This window comes from Oceanobacter sp. 5_MG-2023, from assembly GCF_030548165.1.
GTDB lineage: Bacteria > Pseudomonadota > Gammaproteobacteria > Pseudomonadales > Oceanobacteraceae > Oceanobacter.
Genome location: NZ_JAUORS010000014.1, coordinates 1 through 16,752 on the forward strand (window position 1 = coordinate 1; position 16,752 = coordinate 16,752).

Genomic DNA, 16,752 nt, shown 5'->3' on the forward strand with positions numbered 1-16,752 from the left:
AGCATCCACTTCGAAGGACGGATCGACGGCTACGTGGATCTGTAAGTAATGTGTGACACAGAACTATGAACACCCTCTGTCGCAGCTGAGCATCCACTTCGAAGGACGGATCGACGGCTACGTGGATCTGTAAGTAATGGGTGACACAGAACTATGAACACCCTCTGGATCTGTAAGTAATGGGTGACACAGAACTATGAACACCCTCGAAGCGAAACGTAGCCAGCTGTTACGTGTCCTTGTTTATTTTCTTGTTAGATATCCTTTTTCTCATCAGTAATAACCGAAGAGACTGTTAACTGACTGCCAGAAAGCTTAGCAAATTTATTTACGATGAACTCAGCCTCTTTTAATACTTTTTCGGCTGTTTTCTTCGCTTTGAATTGCCCTCGATGAACAACATTATTTCTTTCATCGTTAATATCTTTGGAGCGTTTCTTTACTTCTTTTAATGCATTTTCAGAATCGGTGTTTTTGTATATAGGTAACAATAACCGATCTACTTTACCCATTAACCCATTTGCCCACATCATCAGGTTATCGACGAAGTGCTCAGGGAGTTTTCGATTGTGCTGAAATTCATACTTCACTAACAAATTTGCAGCAAGCTCTACAGTCGTTGCAGCTCGAATAATAACAGTGGAAAACTCACCTCGTTTCATTAACTCGATGGTTTTATCCCAATTCGAACAAATTTTTTCTTCTAGCGTACTGTAGTGGTCAACTAATCCCGGACAGTATTTTAAAGTTTTCCTCAGCTGCAACGGGCAAAATTGAAGCGCAGCGTAAATTTTGTCCCAGTGCCTGCGCTTGTTACATTTTTTCATGTGGGACGGCCATATGTACCTCCATATGGCGTATGTGCATTACGTTAAGTTTCTCTGTTTTGTACTTTTTCTGGAGGTAACTCAATACTTCATTCGGCTTGCTACGATCCACTTCGCCATCAACCAAAAAGGCACAGCCTTCCTCTTCTTCATGTATCGGATCTCTAACACCAACTGGCATAGATTGGACTAACACAGATTCTTTTAATTGGTCATATCGAGGGGAGTGGTTATTTATGCAGAGAGTAGCCTCACCTTTACGGCCAGTGACCATTACGGCATCTATTGAATCTCGATACTTAAAGAACTGACTAAAGCCGAAGTAATAGCAGGTTCCGGCAAAAGCCTCGTCGGAGCTAAAATCTACAACAGTTTCACTACCGTAAAGCCCTGCAATTATCTGCTCCAGTGTTGCGTCATAAGCTAACCCTGTACAGTGGACCCACACTATTCTTAACGTTGATTCGTCAGTGACGTGTGCTTTAATTTGTCTGCGTCCATCTCGCACTACGTTTTGAAGTACACTTTTCGTTGAAAGCGATTCAGAAACTTCGAAAATTTCGCCTTTGGAAAATGCTTCTTCTCTTGCTTCACCAAGTACTGGGTTTGCTTCTTTCTCTTTAACCTCTACCAAATATTCGTTTATTCCATCGCGCACAAGAAAATCGGGGGTTCTTTTATCCGACTCAGGTATTTTCTTGACTTGGAGATTAAAGTGCTCTTCCAATGTTCGTTTTACTAACGTCTCAGTGTCCATCAGTACCTTTTGAAATGTAATGCCAAGCTAAGCGGCGCGCGTTAGCGCGTCCTTGCTTGAGCGCCTTGTTAGCTTCTTGAACTCCGAAGCTACTGTATACTTTAAATTATTGATGGTTTCTTTGGGGTTCATAGATGCTTGGACTGTAATTATAGGAATTCCTATTTTTTTAGCTTCGTTCAATTCCCACTGAACCCATTCGGATTTTTGAATAGAGCGTGAATTTATTAGAATCATAAGTTGAGCATGAGATAACATCTTCTCAACATGACGTTGTTTTTCAGAAGCATCGTTGTGTAGAAGGTCAATATAGTGCGGCCCATAATTCGACAACACATTTGATACCATCTCCAATGTATTACGATCAACATAGCTATCTCTGGTGGTATAGCTGACAAATATAGACATTATGATCCAATCCAATCCATGGCATATGCTACCCAGCCGATACTTCCGAAAGCAGCCAATGCAAAATAGAGTGCCATAGAATGATTAAACGCCGCACCAGGCCAAGTTACACCCAGATCGTTATTAGGGTAATTACTAATGGAATTTCTCTGTGCAATCGCATGCAATTTTTGATTCATGGCACTTCTTGTTTTTCTTTGGAAATAGTATGCAGAAAAATCTGCCACCCAAAAACCAAAACAAATTAGAAGCGGTATAACGAAGAACGAATGATCAAGGTGATTGTCAGTCAACTTGACCAAGATAGCCAAAGCTGCACCAATAAGCCCCACGCAGATTTTCTTGAATTCGAAACAACTCTTACTTATTTGAAGAGTCGCTTCGTGAAGCTGATCGACACTTGCCCAATCCAGCTCGTCTTCACATGTCCTTTTATATCCTGTCATCTTTCTTATATATCTCCAGACTGCCAGAGGAAGCTAACAGTTTATTAGTGCGCATGCGCGGTTTCTGGGCAAGCCGGTTCCTGGGAAATCACCGTAACTACTTGAATGATAGGAAGTAAAATCCATTTCCAGATCAGTCCATTGTGTGAAAGCGAGCATGCGCATTAACTCCTTTGTGCCTTGCGTATTAACCTGTAAACCTGCACAACAACTTTCCGTGTATCAATGCCTTGACGATAACAACGTCCGGGAAAGCGCGCAAGGCTTCCAGATCAAGGAGTGATCAATGACTTCCAGCCCCTTTCTCAATGACATTCGCCGCTTTATGCGCACCCGCGGCTACAGCCTGCGAACCGAGAAAACCTGTGTTTACTGGATTCGGTTCTTTATTCGTTACCAAAAGCGGAGACATCCCAAAGAGATGGGGTTTCATCAATACTCAGGCCGACAAACCAGCGATAGAGCATGTTGTACTGAATTTGCTCGACCAGCTGCCGTTCGCTGCGAATACTGAAGAGGATTTGCAGCAGCAAGGCTCTCAATAAACGCTCCGGAGGAATGGATTCCCGCCCACGCTCGGAATAGATCAGGCTGAGTTTCCAATCGATGTGGATGAGTGCCTGATCGAACAGGGTTTTGATGGATCGTAAAGGGTGATCGTGTGGAACCCGTTCATCCAGTTTGATGGTGGCGATATTACCACCTACGTTGGTGTCCGGAATCATTGAACGACTACACGGTGCCGGAGTCATGGTGAAATAAAAAAACCGCGACCCAAGGGTCACGGCTTTTAATGTCATGCCAAGGTGCAACCACCACTGGCATTAACCGGTCATGATCGCCACAGCGATACGCTCACCATGGCATAACGTCGCCGCTGGATTATTCGTCCACGGCCACGGGGATCGGCCCGAAGTAGCCAATTTCAGCTTCATTACCAGCGCTAGGGTCAACCGAGATATCACCTGGATGCTGCACAACATTGGTGATGTAGGCAAAACCGTTAATCTGGTTGAACATGTAAGGGCCGGTGTTTTCAGCGCCATTGGGAGCAGAGAAAATACGGGTCACTTGCTTGCTTTCCAGATTGTAAGACCAGACGAAGTTGTTGGCGTGCAAGCCTGTGTCTTCGGTGATAATCAGGGTGTTATAACCGACGTAGGCGACGTTGTCCGGGCCGGACAAGCCGTCAACAGAACAGGCATAACCGTCCGCTGTGCCTGCGACTTCTCCCTTGGCAGCGCCAATCACAAAGTCAGAACCAATCTCGGCATTGCTGCCCATCGACAGTTCGTAGATACCACCACACTGGTTGGCAGTCACTTGCATGTGGTTGGGTCCACCGGTCTCGCTGGAACCATTCAGCATGCCTTTGCTGACGTTGGCAATGGCGATATAGGCTTTATGGTTATGCGGGTTGTAGGTAAAACCTTCTTCTTTGGCAAACTCAACCGTGGCATCAAGATAAGCAGCATAACGACGGGTTTCCAGTCGTGAGGCCGCTTGTTCCATTCCGGGTTTCAGGCTCAGGCATTCCTGGCTACCCAGGAAGTTGATGCTTTTGTAACCCAGGGCACACGCACCACCGGTCGGTTCCACGGCATCAAAGATATCGGCAAACGACAGTGGGTTGTCACCATTTACCAGCTCTGAGATATCAGCGTTGGTGGCATGGCCGAGACTGATCCACTCGATGTCCGCCGCGCCCATAAAGGCGTTATCGTCGCTACCGGAATCGGTCTGGTTCCATTTCATGGCGTACAGGGTACCCGCACTCAGGTCTTCTGCTTCGTCGGCAATGTACATAAACAAACCGCCACCGGTTGACTGGTCGTCGGTCAGATACATGGTTTTGCGATCCGGCATGACATAAGGCACTTCCAGTGACACACGGGCCACGGAGTAGTGTTTGACGATGTCGGTCCGCACATCGGTTCCTTCAGCGTTTACCACCACTTCCACCGGGTAGCCGTACCAGTACGGGTTGACCTGTAACAGGCTCAGGTCGGTGTGGTAATCGGCAATGGAGTCGTAGTAGCTGTCGATCGAGCCGGTTGCGGCCGAGCGGGCACGGGCATTGGGTTCATACTCTTCTGACGCCAGGTGGGTGTTCCATGGTGTCACAACAGCAGCACAGTGGTTGTAGCCGCCATGAATGGCAGAGAAGTCCAGCACTTCGGTGGTCATCGGCGTCAGTTCGCCCGTGATGCTGTCCTGGCTCAGTTCCAGCAGGTTCATGCCACCGGGAATATTCTCAAACTGGCTGACGGCAAAGATGCGGTCGCCAATCGGCAGAATCGACATAAACTCGTTGTAGTTGGAGACAAACAGGTCGGAGCCAGCACTGTCCCGTACCTGGGCGTAGACGTTGCCATCCACCAGCTGGCCAGACTTCACCAGGGTTTTGTAGCCCGAGTTGGCAACCGCTGCGCCATTCACACTCAAGCCGGTAGAGCCAATGGCAATGTACGAGTCGGCAGAACCTTCTACCGGCGCTGCAACAGCCTCAAACGACAAGCTGCCTTCGCTCCGCTGGTTCACTGCGTTCAGGGCCGTATAGGACGGGGCAGTCTCTGCGATCTCGGTGGTGCCCGTTGTGTTGCTGCTGTCGGTATCAACTACCGTGCTGGTTTTTTCTTGAATCAGGAAATTGGCAATTTCCCAGGTCGCGGAATTGGCCGGGTCACTGGTGTAAACAAACGCGACATAAATCGTCTGACCAATATACGCAGACAGATCGATCTCACCGGAGCTGATGGCATCGGTATAACCCGACGATGGTTGTGTTGCCCAGTTCACCAGATGACTCAGGTCATCCCAGGTCGCTGTGGCGGTATCGGAACCATCAAAGTCGGTTGAGACCATCAAAGCAATTTCAGAAGCATCCGACGGGCCATAGCTGTTGCGCAGGCTGTCAAACGTCAGTACAGGCACATTGGCACTGGTCAGATCAGCGCTTTTGATCAGCCAGTCGTTGCAGTTTTCTGCACCGTTGTAACAAGAGATTTTGGCGTATTGCAAATCACCGTAGCTGCTGGCGTACCAGTCGTTACCGTCGGCACCACCATTAATTACGGTCGCGTCATCAAGGCTGGCGAAATCATCTTCGGCATAAGGGGCAAGCTGCCCAGTCACTTTGAAATTGGCAATTTCCCAGGTCGCGGAATTGGCCGGATCACTGCTGTATACAATGGCGATATATACCGTCTGTCCTTCATACGCTGACAGGTCGATATCACCGGAGCTGATGGCATCGGTATAACCCGACGACGGTTGTGTTGCCCAGTTTACCTGGCCACTCAGGTCATCCCAGGTTGCCGTGGTGGTATCGGTGCCATCAAAGTCGGTTGAGATCATCAAAGCGATTTCAGAAGCATCCGACGGGCCATAGCTGTTGCGCAGGCTGTCAAACGTCAGTACTGGCGTATTGGCAGTGGTCAGGTCAACGCTTTTGATCAGCCAGTCGTTACAGTTTTCTGCACCGTTGTAACAAGAGATTTTGGCGTATTGCAGATCGCCGTAGCTGCTGGCGTACCAGTTATTGCTGTCGGCACCCTGATCCAACACGATGAAGCCATCCAGGCTGTCAAAATGGTCAGCGACCAGCTCTACACCATTGCTGCCAGTACCTGTATCACCACCACCAATGGCTGTTGTGCCGTCGGTAAGGGTCAGATCCATCCATACCATGCGGTGGTCGGAGCTGGCAATATCGGTGCTGTCGATAGCTTCTATCAGGTAGTTCAGGTTATCGGCGCTGGATGGCCAGAAGACACCTCCCTGCGCGACTTCCAGACCAAAGGCCGATGGCAGTACATAGTCCGCCCGCATCGCCCAGCTGGCTGTATGCGTGGATGAGTAAATGCTATCCGGGGTATTTTCGGTACCGGCAACGGACGTCGGTGCCTGGAAGGTGGTGCTGTCTTCGTGCAGGTTGGGGTTAACCAACTCTGACAAGGTCAGTTGTTCAATCGCCCGGACACCGTCCTTGGTGTAAGCGTCGCCTTCTTTGGCGGAGGCGTTCTCATCACCCAGAATCACAAATCGGGTGTTTTCTGCCAGCGTGACGCTAACGCCATCATCGTCGTACAGGTAGCTGCTGGCTGGGTCGATGTAATCAGCCCACATCCGGATTTCATCGAAGTTACGCATGCCGTTGCGGTCTTCGTTGCCATCAAACGTAGGAGGCGTCGGATGCGAGGCCAGCACGTGAACGGTGGTGCCATCAATGGTGACCGGCAGGTCGATATGAGTTTTGGAAGACAGACGGAATACCGTCATTTCTTCGTCGGTGTACCAGTTGCCATCGGTTATATTACCGTCGCTGTCCACGGCGGAAGGCACCAGATAGTCTGGCATATCGGCCCATTTGAATTCCTGGAAGGTGCGGATATTGGCTTCATCAATGGGGTACTTGGAGAAAATCGCCATGCAGTACTGGCCATTGTAGTTACCAAAACCGTAACGATCTTCCGGATCCAGGCTGTCGCCGTCCTTGTTGAAGTCGATTTCGATGCCTTCTTCAATCGGCGCACCGGTGTTGCAGTAGTTGGTGTTGCCGTTGTCGCCGTAATACACATAAGGGTATACCGCCGCATCCACGTCATCTGCTTGCGCGACTTGCAGGTATTCCTCATTGAATGTGTTTACTGTGGCCCCATCGTCGTTACCGTCGATTTCGTTCAGCAACAGAACATCCGGGTTGGCTCGCTGGATGATTTCGGCCACTTTCTGGGCTTTGCGGTACTCGCCGCCGCTGAAAGCCGTGTTCTGCTCGCCGACAGCGGATTGCAGATCAAAGCCGGCATTAAAAGTCGCAATACGGAAGTCACCGCTTTTCTCCGGTACGGTATACACAGAACCGGTCGCTACATCGATAAACAGGCTGCTGGTCTCGGTATCACCGTCGTTATCGCTTACGGTCAATGTCACTTCGTAGCGACCCGCTTCGGTAAAGGTGTGATTGGCGACCGCATCGGTTGCACTGGCACCATCACCAAAGTTCCAGGCATAGGTGTACGGTTCACCGGCACCGTTCACGGCAGCACCCGTAAACTTGATACTGCGTTCGGTGTAGAACTCATCGCCAGCGACACTGATTTCTGCCGCGAGCGGGAAGTCTCCGGTGCCATTACCCTTGATCAACACATCATCAATTTCCCATTTGCTGGCATCGCTGACCGGATGGGCATAGTGGAACGCCACATACACTGGCTGGCCAACAAAGTCCGACAGATCAACCGTACCGGATTCGACAAACTCAAAGCTGCCCGGGGACCAGGTCGCCCGATCAGAAATATCCGTCCAGGTGGCGGTGCTGACATCCCCATCGTAGTCGGTAGAAACCATCAACGACATCTGATCAGTACCGGTACCATAGTTCCAGGCACTGTTGAAGGTCATTTGCAGATCTTCAAAGTTGGTCACATCCAGTGCCGGTGTCATCATCCAGGCATCACACTCACCGGCGCTGCCGTAGCAGTTGGCGACGGCAAACAGGTCTCCGGCATAGCTCTCGGTGAGCCATGAGTTGCTGCCAGCAATACTGTTGATCACAGTCCATTTGGCGGTGGAAGCGGATTCGAAGTCATCTTCAAACAGTTTGATTTCGCGCGGCTCTTCCGTTTCGCCAGCATCATCAACGCGGTTAATCGCCAGCGTGAAGGTTTTTTCCAGGCTGTTAACACCATCGGAGACAGTGACCGTGGCGCTCAGCTCCGTCAGGTTGAGATCATCATCGTTAATCGCCTCAACACCTGCTTCAGACAAGGTGATCTGATTGCCTGTCAGGGTGAAATAGCTGATGTTCACACCCTCGATATGAACACTCAACGTATCCTGCTCAGGGTCTGACGCTTCCACGGTTGCCACTTGGGTATCAGTAGTGACATCGTCTTCAGTCAGGCTGCTAACCGCGTCAACGCTCAGGACTGGCGCATCGTTAACACGCGTCACATTGATCGTCAGCGTTTGCTGGGCAGACAACTGGTTGTCGCTGACCACCAGCGTGACACTCAATGCCGTCAGGCTCAGGCTGTCGTCATTGATGGCCGTCACACCGGCGCTGGTCAACACAACCGTCGAACCGGAAATCATGAAGTAACCATCGCTGTTATCGTCCAGACGATAGAACAGCTCGTCACCTTCGGCATCGGTGGCATCAAATGTCGCTACAACCGTGGTGCTGCTGACGCTGTCTTCGGTCAGGCTATTGGTCGTGGCGCTCAATTCAGGGGCGGTGTTATCGGCCACGGTATCGTCAATACGTGTAATCGCCACGGTGGCGGAGTCGGTCGCCGACAGCTCACCATCCGAGACAGTCACGGTCACAGACAATGATGAAAGGTTGAGGCTGTCATCATTAACAGCGTTAACCCCTTGGCTGTTCAGCTGGACAGTATCACCAGAAATGGTGGCGTAGGTGTTGTCGCTGAGGCTGTAGCTGAGTGTATCGCCATCGGCATCCGTGGCGGTGATGGTTGCCAACACGGCACCTGCCGAGACACTGTCTTCGACCAGCGTATCACCTGCCGTCAGAACCAGCTCGGGGGCCGTATTCACACTGACGTCATTATCATTATCGTTATTGTTGTTGTCGTCATCAGAGCCACAACTTGCCAGTGCCAGAGAAGCAACCAGCACAGACATCGGCAATAGCCGTTTGGTCAGTGCAGGCGTTCCGGACAGCAGCAAACCGTCATCGGTTGCTTGAGTCATCGGGATTTCCTCGTTTCTTTAACGTGTGTTGGGTTTGAACGTCCTGACCTGCGGCTCAGCCGCAGGCAACCTGGCGGATACGACGCCGCAGCATCGCCACCAAAGTCAGCAACACCCCCAGGGCAGCAAAAGACCATGCACCACCATGAGCAGCACCAGCGTCATGCCTGGCCTGGCTGGCATCTGCAGCGCTTTCATTACGGTGGGAGTCGGGGGATGAAATATCTGCGGCCACCATGGCCGGACTGAGATCGGGCCATTGCAGCCGGAGGTCGTAGTGATACTGACGACTGGCTGGCAATACCGGAACATGGTCCTGATCGACCGTCGCAAACACATTGACGGGATCGCCCAACACGGCATCTCTGCCCAGATAAAAGGATTGTTCCAACACGGTGCGCTGATAGGCTTTGTTAAGCGCCAGCGCACGTTCAGTAGAAGGGATTAACAAGGTATACACATCGGCCGTTGCAACGGCGGCTTTATTCACCGAACCATCGCCGTTAAACCAGCGCTCGATCATCTCACCGTTTTGACGAAACTCATCGCCACCACCGACCCGCTCAAAATAGCTCGCTATCTCACCGAGAGAATCACCGTAGTTCGCAACGTCATTCATACCTTTGAGGTTGATATAACCCCAGCCAGCAGCACCGGTCACTTTGCGTGGAAATGCCAGTGTGCTGTCAATATGGGTGCCTGTTGTGGTATGGCAGCCCATACAAAATGCGTTTTCTTCGTAGTTCTGCAGACGCAGATCGCCAGATTCATTTTCAATCCAACCCTGAATCTGCCAGCCCAATTTGTTGTTCATCCCTGCTTGTGGCGCAGGTTGCGCCCAGGAGTAATGCGGCAGTTTTTCTTCTGCTTTTTCCCGATGCTCCTGATTAAACGCATAACGTAGCGCCACTTCAGACAGCTGGCGATACTTGCGGCTGTAACGGAGTTCTTTCAGGCGCCGCGACGGCTCAATATCACCATGGCGACTGATATCCAGATAACGAACCGTGTGAATAAATTCGGTGCCAACCGGATATTGCTGACGTACCAGATCGATCGTGGCTGCAGCACCCAGATATTGCTCGCGCCGCTGCATGCGTACCGCCAAGCCCAGGGTATTGTCGCCATCCAGATCCAGCCCCAGCAGGGATTCATCCGTTACCGGGATCGAGATGTTATCGAGATCCTTGATTGTCATTTCCAGCAAGGACAAATTCAGTAAATACAGCGATCGACTGTCATTACCACCGGTATCCTGCCGGAACACTGGCGGCAAGCGGATCATCACATCATCAAAACTGCCATTGGTCGGCCAAAACGTACTCGGCAACGGCTTGTAATTAAAGGCTACCCAGCCAGAGCCATCGCGGGCAAACCCCTGTCCATCAAATGCCAGCCGAGGATCAGCCAGATGCGTTAAGTCCGGCGTATACCCTGCATTTGGAGTCGCCATCAGCGCGCTGTAGTTATCCTGGCGGACATAATCAAGAATATATTCATCCGACACATTGGCGATTTCTGCCAGCCGGGGTTTGAACAGATTGCTCCAGTGATTGGTCTCTCCCAGTTCAGAAAAGCTGTAATCACCCTGGATATCACCATCATCCATATAGTTAATGCGCGTGCCTTGCGGATGGCTTTGGTGGCAAACATAACAAGGGTTGAACTTGCCTTCTGTTTGGGTATAGCACTGCGGTGGAATCACCGCTTCGTGGTTGTGCATGGTCTCGGCAGACGCCAGCAACGGCCCACCGGCGATCACCATGCATATCAGCTGCTGCAATTGTTGCTGCTGTCCTCTGCCCCACACCTTGCTCAACACCATAACCATCCCACTGCGCCTACTGCTCACCGGTCGCCAACAGACGAATAGTTTGACCTTGCATGACAAAGCGCCACACAAACCTTCATAACTTGACCGGGACGTGCACTGTGAAGGTGCAAGATGAAAGGTTCGTGTGATTTATATTTCACTCAGGTTAAAATTTTTATTCTTCTTGTTAATAATATAATGAGATAAAGGGTATCGAAGACTGAAGAAGATCAGCATAAATGCCAAGGTTTTGAGTTGGGTTTTGAGTTGGGTTCTGGGGTGGAGTTGGGTATTTAAAGGGAGTGTTAAAACTGTGCGTATAGTATAAATATCATACACAAGTATTTATATAATGGGGTGTATTTATATATGGTAGTACATTCAGACAATGGCCCGTCAACCGAAGAATGATTTAACGCCAGCGCATATTAATAATATCATTAGATCAATATGGTCATTTTTATCAGTATATTATTATAATTAAACTCATGACAAAAAAAGCATTAATATTTTTCTATTTTATTACCATTGTTCAACACAGTAGAGTACTTCTCGCTTACTCAATGAGACAGCGGTATATGCTATCAGATTATGATTCCAATTCTCCTGGATGTCCTCGAGGTCGGAATCAAAGAGAAAAATTCTGAAACCTTCGGGTAATTCGCTGAGCTTCCCCAGACTATTTTCTTCTGAAGATTTTTCAATCCTATAATCCGGATAACAATTTGATACAGAAATATCGCCAAAATCACTGACTTCCATTCGACCGCTTTGCTCCAGATCATTCAATAACCGGGAAATTTTCTCTTTGGGTAAACGCTGTCGCAAACCGAGTACATCATTACCCTGCAGGATACCTGGAATATGAAAAAATGCCGTGGCTTCTGCTTCAGTATCAATCACGCTTGGAAGGAATAAATAACTGGATGAGTATTTCACCTTGGTTGAAATAATTTCTTCATAATCCTCCAGGGAGACCTTTGGCTCGAGATCGGAGAGACCCCAGACCAACAGATTTGAAAGAAACAAAAAAACCCAAAAAGGAATCCATATAGATCCGGCAACCCCGAAGGTAATCAGGATTGCGATAATGGCACCAATCGACTTAACAGTACGTTTCATTTTTACAGCAAGCATGAGGTGAGCTTCCCTGGTACCTTTTACATCCTGAATTCAGATAATAACCATAACACTTGAACGCTGACAGGAAAAAGAAATGATCGGACTCGTTGACAAAGCCCCGTGTCGACAGACTCTACCAGGTTCCTTGAACTGCAGTGGGTGATCACAGTACCTCTTTGAAAACCATATCATTGACAGGGCAGATCCCGCGCGCCTTTAATCCACCAATAAACACGGTAAATCGGAGTCTATATTGTGATTGTGCAGCATCCATACCAAGGAAAATCTGTATGGATCTACAACTGTATATTAGGAAGCAGCTAGTTTGGGGAAATAGCGAAAAGATAATCCACTGATTTTTAAAGGAAAAATTGGTCGGGACGGAGTGATTCGAACACTCGACCCCTTGCACCCCATGCAAGTGCGCTACCAGGCTGCGCTACGCCCCGACACTCTGAAACAGAGGCTGTTCCAGAAGCACGTATTATACTCAAGTAGTTGATAGATGGAAGTTTTTTTACCATTCCGAGAGCAGAGTCTCGATTTCCTTCAACTCGATAATCATGGACTTTATCAATGCCTGATCCATGGCGGCGGTATTCTCGCTTGCTCCGTATTCCAGGCGCTGACGTGCCCCCTGAATGGTGTAGCCTTCGCCATACAGCAGTTCACGAATTTCACGTACCAGGATCACATCCTGACGCTGGTAATAACGACGATTGCCGCGACGCTTGACCGGGCTAAGCTGTGGGAATTCCTGCTCCCAGTAGCGCAGCACATGTGGTTTGACGTCGCAGAGATCGCTGACTTCACCGATGGCAAAGTATCGTTTTGCCGGAATGGCTGGCAATTCGTTATTGTGGCTGGGTTCCAGCATAAGCTTCTACTCGAACCTTCAGTTTCTGGCCGGGTTTGAAGGTAACAACGCGGCGAGCGGAGATCGGAATCTCCTCGCCGGTTTTTGGGTTACGCCCTGGCCTTTGGCTTTTGTCGCGCAGGTCAAAATTACCGAAACCGGATAATTTGACCTGTTCGTTTCGGCGCAGACTATCGCGGATCTCATCAAAAAAGAGATCGACCATGTCCTTGGCCTCACGTTTGTTGAGACCAAGTTCCTCGAACAGTTTTTCTGCCAGTTCCGCTTTGGTCAAGGCTGTCATGCTAACCCCGCAACGTTGCTCCAAGTGTTTGCTCCAAGTGTGACAAAACAGCATCCACTGAATCGTTCACTTCTTGGTCAGTAAGAGTGCGCGATGGATGTTGCCAGGTCAAGCCCAGAGCCAGGCTTTTTCTATCTGGATCAATGCCTTTACCTTCGTATACATCAAACAGATTAAGCTTGGCGAGGTACTCTCCGGCCTGGCTGCGAATCTGCTCCAGTACGTCGTCAACGGCAAGATGCTTGTCGACCACCAAGGCGAGGTCCCGACGCATTTCCGGGTATTTGGATAACTCTTCAAAAGCCGGAATGGTGGTTTGCAGCAACAGGCTCATATCCAGCTGAACCACAAACAGGGTTTGCTTGATATCCACCTGTTTCTGGGTTTCCGGGTGTAATGCCCCCATCCAGCCCAGTTCCGTCCACTCACCATCAATCAGCTTGTCGATTCGGGCAGTTTGTCCCGGATGCAAGGCTGAGTGCTTGTCGGCCACAAAGCGGAATTCATCCAGACTGCCGGTTCTTGCCAGCAGGGCTTCGACGTCCCCTTTGACATCAAAGAAGTCGACGGGAGTTTCTGTGGCAGACCAGTTTTGTTGCAACCGATTGCCCGTCGCCAGCATGGCCAGTGTTGGCAGCTGCTTCAGGCCATCTTCCGATGGCACAAACCGCAAGCCGGTTTCAAACAGACGCACTCGTGGCTGTTGGCGCTTGAGGTTGTAACCTGCGGCCGGTACCAGTCCGGCCCACAGATTGGTGCGCATGACAGACATTTCCGAAGAAATCGGGTTCAACAATGCCAGACCGGCAAGATCAGGGTCCAGCGCCTGTTGCATCGCCGGATCAACAAAGCTGTAGGTGATGGCTTCGTGATAACCCCGTGCCACCATCATGCGGCGAACGTCGCTGATGGTGTAGCGGTTTTCTGGCACGATAGCCAGAGGCATCGCGGCTTCCGGTGTGCGCACAGGCAAGCGGTTGTAACCGTAGATCCGGGCCAGCTCTTCGATCAGGTCAGGTTCAATGGCCATATCAAAACGGTAGCTGGGGGCGACGGCTTTCCAGCCGTCATCAGTGCGTGTCACGCTCATGCCCAGGCGCGCAAGGATATCTTCTACTTCTGCATCCTCAAACGTCAGGCCCAGAATCAGCTCGATGCGGGCTTTACGCAGATGAATTTCAGCGGCTTTGGGCAGGTGCTCTGCTGCTGCAATGTCAACGACCGGGCCAGGCTGGCCGCCACAGATATCCAGAATCAACCGGGTTGCACGTTCCATGGCTTGTACAGCCAGGTCGTAGTCCACCCCACGCTCAAAGCGATGGGAAGAGTCTGTGTGTAATCCATGGGCACGGGCTTTACCGGCGATAATGATCGGATTAAAAAATGCCGCTTCCAGTAACAGGTCAACCGTTGTGTTACTGACGCCGGAATGCTCACCGCCCATCACACCGGCCATGGCCAGCGGTTTGTTATGGTCGGCAATCATCAGGGTATCGGAACCGGGTTCTATTTCCTGGCCGTCGAGCAGGGTCAGTTTTTCGCCTTGTTCGGCCATGCGGACACGGATACCACCGTCGATACGGGAGTAGTCAAAGGCGTGCATGGGCTGGCCCAGTTCCAACAGAATAAAGTTGGTAATGTCGACCACTGGATCGATTGAGCGGACACCGCTACGACGTAATTTCTCGACCATCCACAATGGAGTTTCGGCTTTGACATCGACCCCTTTGATGATGCGACTCACATAACGAGGGCATGCTTCTGGCGCAACCACGTCGATAACAGGTACATCGTCAATCACGGCGGCAACCGGCTCGATCGCTGGTCCCTGCACTGCGGCCTTGAACAGCAGGCCGGTTTCACGTGCCAGGCCGGCAATGCTCAGACAATCACCCCGGTTGGGAGTCAGGTCCACATCAATAACGACGTCGTCCAGATTCATGTAGACGCGGAAATCTTCACCGACAGGAGCCGATGCTGGCAGCTCCATCAGGCCATCAGAACTTTCTGACAGGCCCAGTTCGGCTTCGGCACACAACATGCCGAACGATTCGACGCCGCGTAATTTGGCTTTCTTGATTTTGAAGTTGCCGGGCAAAACGGCACCAATCTTGGCGAACGGGATTTTTAACCCTTCGCGTACATTGGGAGCACCACAGACAATCTGGAAAGTCTCGTTGCCGTCGGTCACCTGGCACAAGCTGAGCTTGTCGGCATCCGGGTGTTGTTCTCGTGTGACAACCTGGCCAACCACAACGCCAGAGAAATCACCGGCGACGGCTTCAGTGCCATCCACTTCCAGACCCGCCATCGTGATCTGATCAACCAGTTGCTGGGTGTCTGCTTCAGGCTGCACCCATTCGCGCAACCACTGTTCGCTGAATTTCATGTGTTTACCTTTTTCGATGAGCCTGAATTAACGGAATTGCTGCAGGAAGCGCAGATCGTTCTCGAAGAACAAGCGCAGGTCGTTGACGCCATAACGCAACATCGCCAGACGCTCTACCCCCATGCCAAAGGCAAAACCGGTGTACTCATCCGGGTCAATCCCTACGTGTTTGAACACGTTCGGGTGAACCATGCCGCAGCCACCCACTTCGAGCCAGCGACGCTTGGTGCCTTCCGGTGTTTCGATAACCCATTCGATGTCGATTTCGGCAGATGGCTCAGTAAACGGAAAATAGGAAGGCCGCAGGCGAACTACCAGTTCTTTTTCGAAAAACACGCTCAAAAACTGCTGGATCGTACCCTTCAGGTCAGCAAAGCTGACGCCCTTGTCGACCAGCAACCCTTCCACCTGGTGGAACATCGGTGAGTGGGTCTGATCGTAGTCACAACGGTATACCCGGCCAGGGCAAATAATCCGTACCGGTGGCTGACGGGCTTCCATGGTGCGAATCTGTACCGGTGAAGTATGAGTCCGCAACAGGGTGTTCGCATCGAAGTAGAAGGTATCGTGCATCGCACGGGCCGGATGATGCGATGGAATGTTCAAGGCTTCAAAATTATGGAAATCGTCTTCAATTTCTGGCCCTTCTTCAACCTGGTATCCGGCATTACGGAAGAAGGTTTCGATACGCTCCAGGGTGCGGGTCACAGGATGCAGACTGCCTTCCTGCTGCGCTCGACCTGGCAGGGTAACGTCGATTTTTTCTGCCGCCAGCCGGGCTTCCAGAGCTGCGGATTCCAGCGCTTGCTTGCGGCTGTTGATCGCGTCCTGAACCTGGCTTTTGGCTTCATTGATCACCGCACCGATTTTGGGGCGATCTTCCGCAGACACTTTGCCCAGGTTTTTCATCAGGGAAGTAATTTCCCCTTTTTTACCCAGAAACTGAACTCGAACCTGATCCAGCGCGGCCACATCCTGCGCATCGGATACAGCGGCCAGGGCTTGCTGAGTCAGGGCCTCAAGGTTTTCCATCGCTGATTCCATCGTTGTCTTGAATTTGGACAAAAAAATAGGGGAATCGCCTTGGCTATTCCCCTATTTTCGTTGCTTCCA

12 protein-coding genes, 1 tRNA gene and 1 pseudogene are annotated in these 16,752 nt (G+C 50.6%); 1 reads left to right on the forward strand and 13 read right to left on the reverse strand.

Features of this window, described 5'->3' with window-relative positions:
- Window positions 1-254: 254 nt before the first annotated feature.
- Genes Q4551_RS10615 through Q4551_RS10630 form a run of 4 tightly spaced genes read right to left on the reverse strand, consistent with a single transcriptional unit; the run spans window position 255 to window position 2,438 of the window.
- Window positions 255-827, reverse strand: coding sequence for a hypothetical protein (locus tag Q4551_RS10615; protein ID WP_303433695.1), 573 nt, complete (start codon window positions 825-827; stop codon window positions 255-257).
- On the reverse strand, window positions 814-1,584 hold the full coding sequence (locus tag Q4551_RS10620) for a hypothetical protein (RefSeq protein WP_303433697.1): 771 nt from the start codon (window positions 1,582-1,584) through the stop codon (window positions 814-816). Before Q4551_RS10620 ends, Q4551_RS10615 begins: the two co-directional genes overlap by 14 nt.
- 27 nt (window positions 1,585-1,611) lie before the next feature.
- Window positions 1,612-1,992: a TIR domain-containing protein gene (locus Q4551_RS10625; RefSeq protein ID WP_303433699.1), complete on the reverse strand. Its 381-nt coding sequence runs from the start codon at window positions 1,990-1,992 to the stop codon at window positions 1,612-1,614.
- A complete protein-coding gene (locus Q4551_RS10630) occupies window positions 1,992-2,438 on the reverse strand; it encodes a hypothetical protein (RefSeq protein WP_303433701.1) in 447 nt (148 codons plus the stop codon). Before Q4551_RS10630 ends, Q4551_RS10625 begins: the two co-directional genes overlap by 1 nt.
- A gap of 286 nt (window positions 2,439-2,724) precedes the next feature.
- Here Q4551_RS10630 and Q4551_RS16250 point away from each other — a divergent pair, with 286 nt between their 5' ends.
- Complete coding sequence (locus Q4551_RS16250) at window positions 2,725-2,952, forward strand: phage integrase N-terminal SAM-like domain-containing protein (RefSeq protein ID WP_368501387.1); 228 nt, start codon at window positions 2,725-2,727, stop codon at window positions 2,950-2,952.
- Here the strand turns inward: Q4551_RS16250 and Q4551_RS10635 are convergent.
- The 9 genes and pseudogenes from Q4551_RS10635 to pheS form a co-directional block, all read right to left on the reverse strand.
- Window positions 2,849-3,163, reverse strand: a pseudogene (locus Q4551_RS10635) (transposase); the annotation flags it as partial. The gene Q4551_RS16250 and the pseudogene Q4551_RS10635 overlap by 104 nt on opposite strands.
- A gap of 157 nt (window positions 3,164-3,320) precedes the next feature.
- Entirely contained in the window at window positions 3,321-9,155 is a 5,835-nt protein-coding gene (locus tag Q4551_RS10640) for a DUF5017 domain-containing protein (RefSeq protein ID WP_303433703.1), read from the reverse strand.
- 55 nt (window positions 9,156-9,210) lie between these two features.
- Entirely contained in the window at window positions 9,211-10,986 is a 1,776-nt protein-coding gene (locus Q4551_RS10645; RefSeq protein WP_303433705.1) for a hypothetical protein, read from the reverse strand.
- A gap of 504 nt (window positions 10,987-11,490) precedes the next feature.
- Window positions 11,491-12,105, reverse strand: a complete 615-nt coding sequence (locus Q4551_RS10650; protein WP_303433707.1) for a hypothetical protein — start codon at window positions 12,103-12,105, stop codon at window positions 11,491-11,493.
- Between the two features lie 357 nt (window positions 12,106-12,462).
- A tRNA-Pro gene (locus Q4551_RS10655) sits at window positions 12,463-12,539 on the reverse strand.
- Between the two features lie 68 nt (window positions 12,540-12,607).
- Window positions 12,608-12,967 carry a MerR family transcriptional regulator gene (locus tag Q4551_RS10660; RefSeq protein ID WP_303433709.1) on the reverse strand — a complete coding sequence of 120 codons (360 nt, stop codon included), beginning with the start codon at window positions 12,965-12,967 and terminating at the stop codon, window positions 12,608-12,610.
- Window positions 12,945-13,250, reverse strand: coding sequence for an integration host factor subunit alpha (ihfA, locus tag Q4551_RS10665; RefSeq protein WP_303433711.1), 306 nt, complete (start codon window positions 13,248-13,250; stop codon window positions 12,945-12,947). The genes Q4551_RS10660 and ihfA overlap by 23 nt, the downstream gene beginning before the upstream one ends.
- Window position 13,251: 1 nt before the next feature.
- Window positions 13,252-15,639: a phenylalanine--tRNA ligase subunit beta gene (pheT, locus tag Q4551_RS10670; RefSeq protein ID WP_303433713.1), complete on the reverse strand. Its 2,388-nt coding sequence runs from the start codon at window positions 15,637-15,639 to the stop codon at window positions 13,252-13,254.
- Window positions 15,640-15,666: 27 nt separating this feature from the next.
- Window positions 15,667-16,671: a phenylalanine--tRNA ligase subunit alpha gene (gene pheS, locus Q4551_RS10675; RefSeq protein ID WP_303433715.1), complete on the reverse strand. Its 1,005-nt coding sequence runs from the start codon at window positions 16,669-16,671 to the stop codon at window positions 15,667-15,669.
- Window positions 16,672-16,752: the final 81 nt, after the last annotated feature.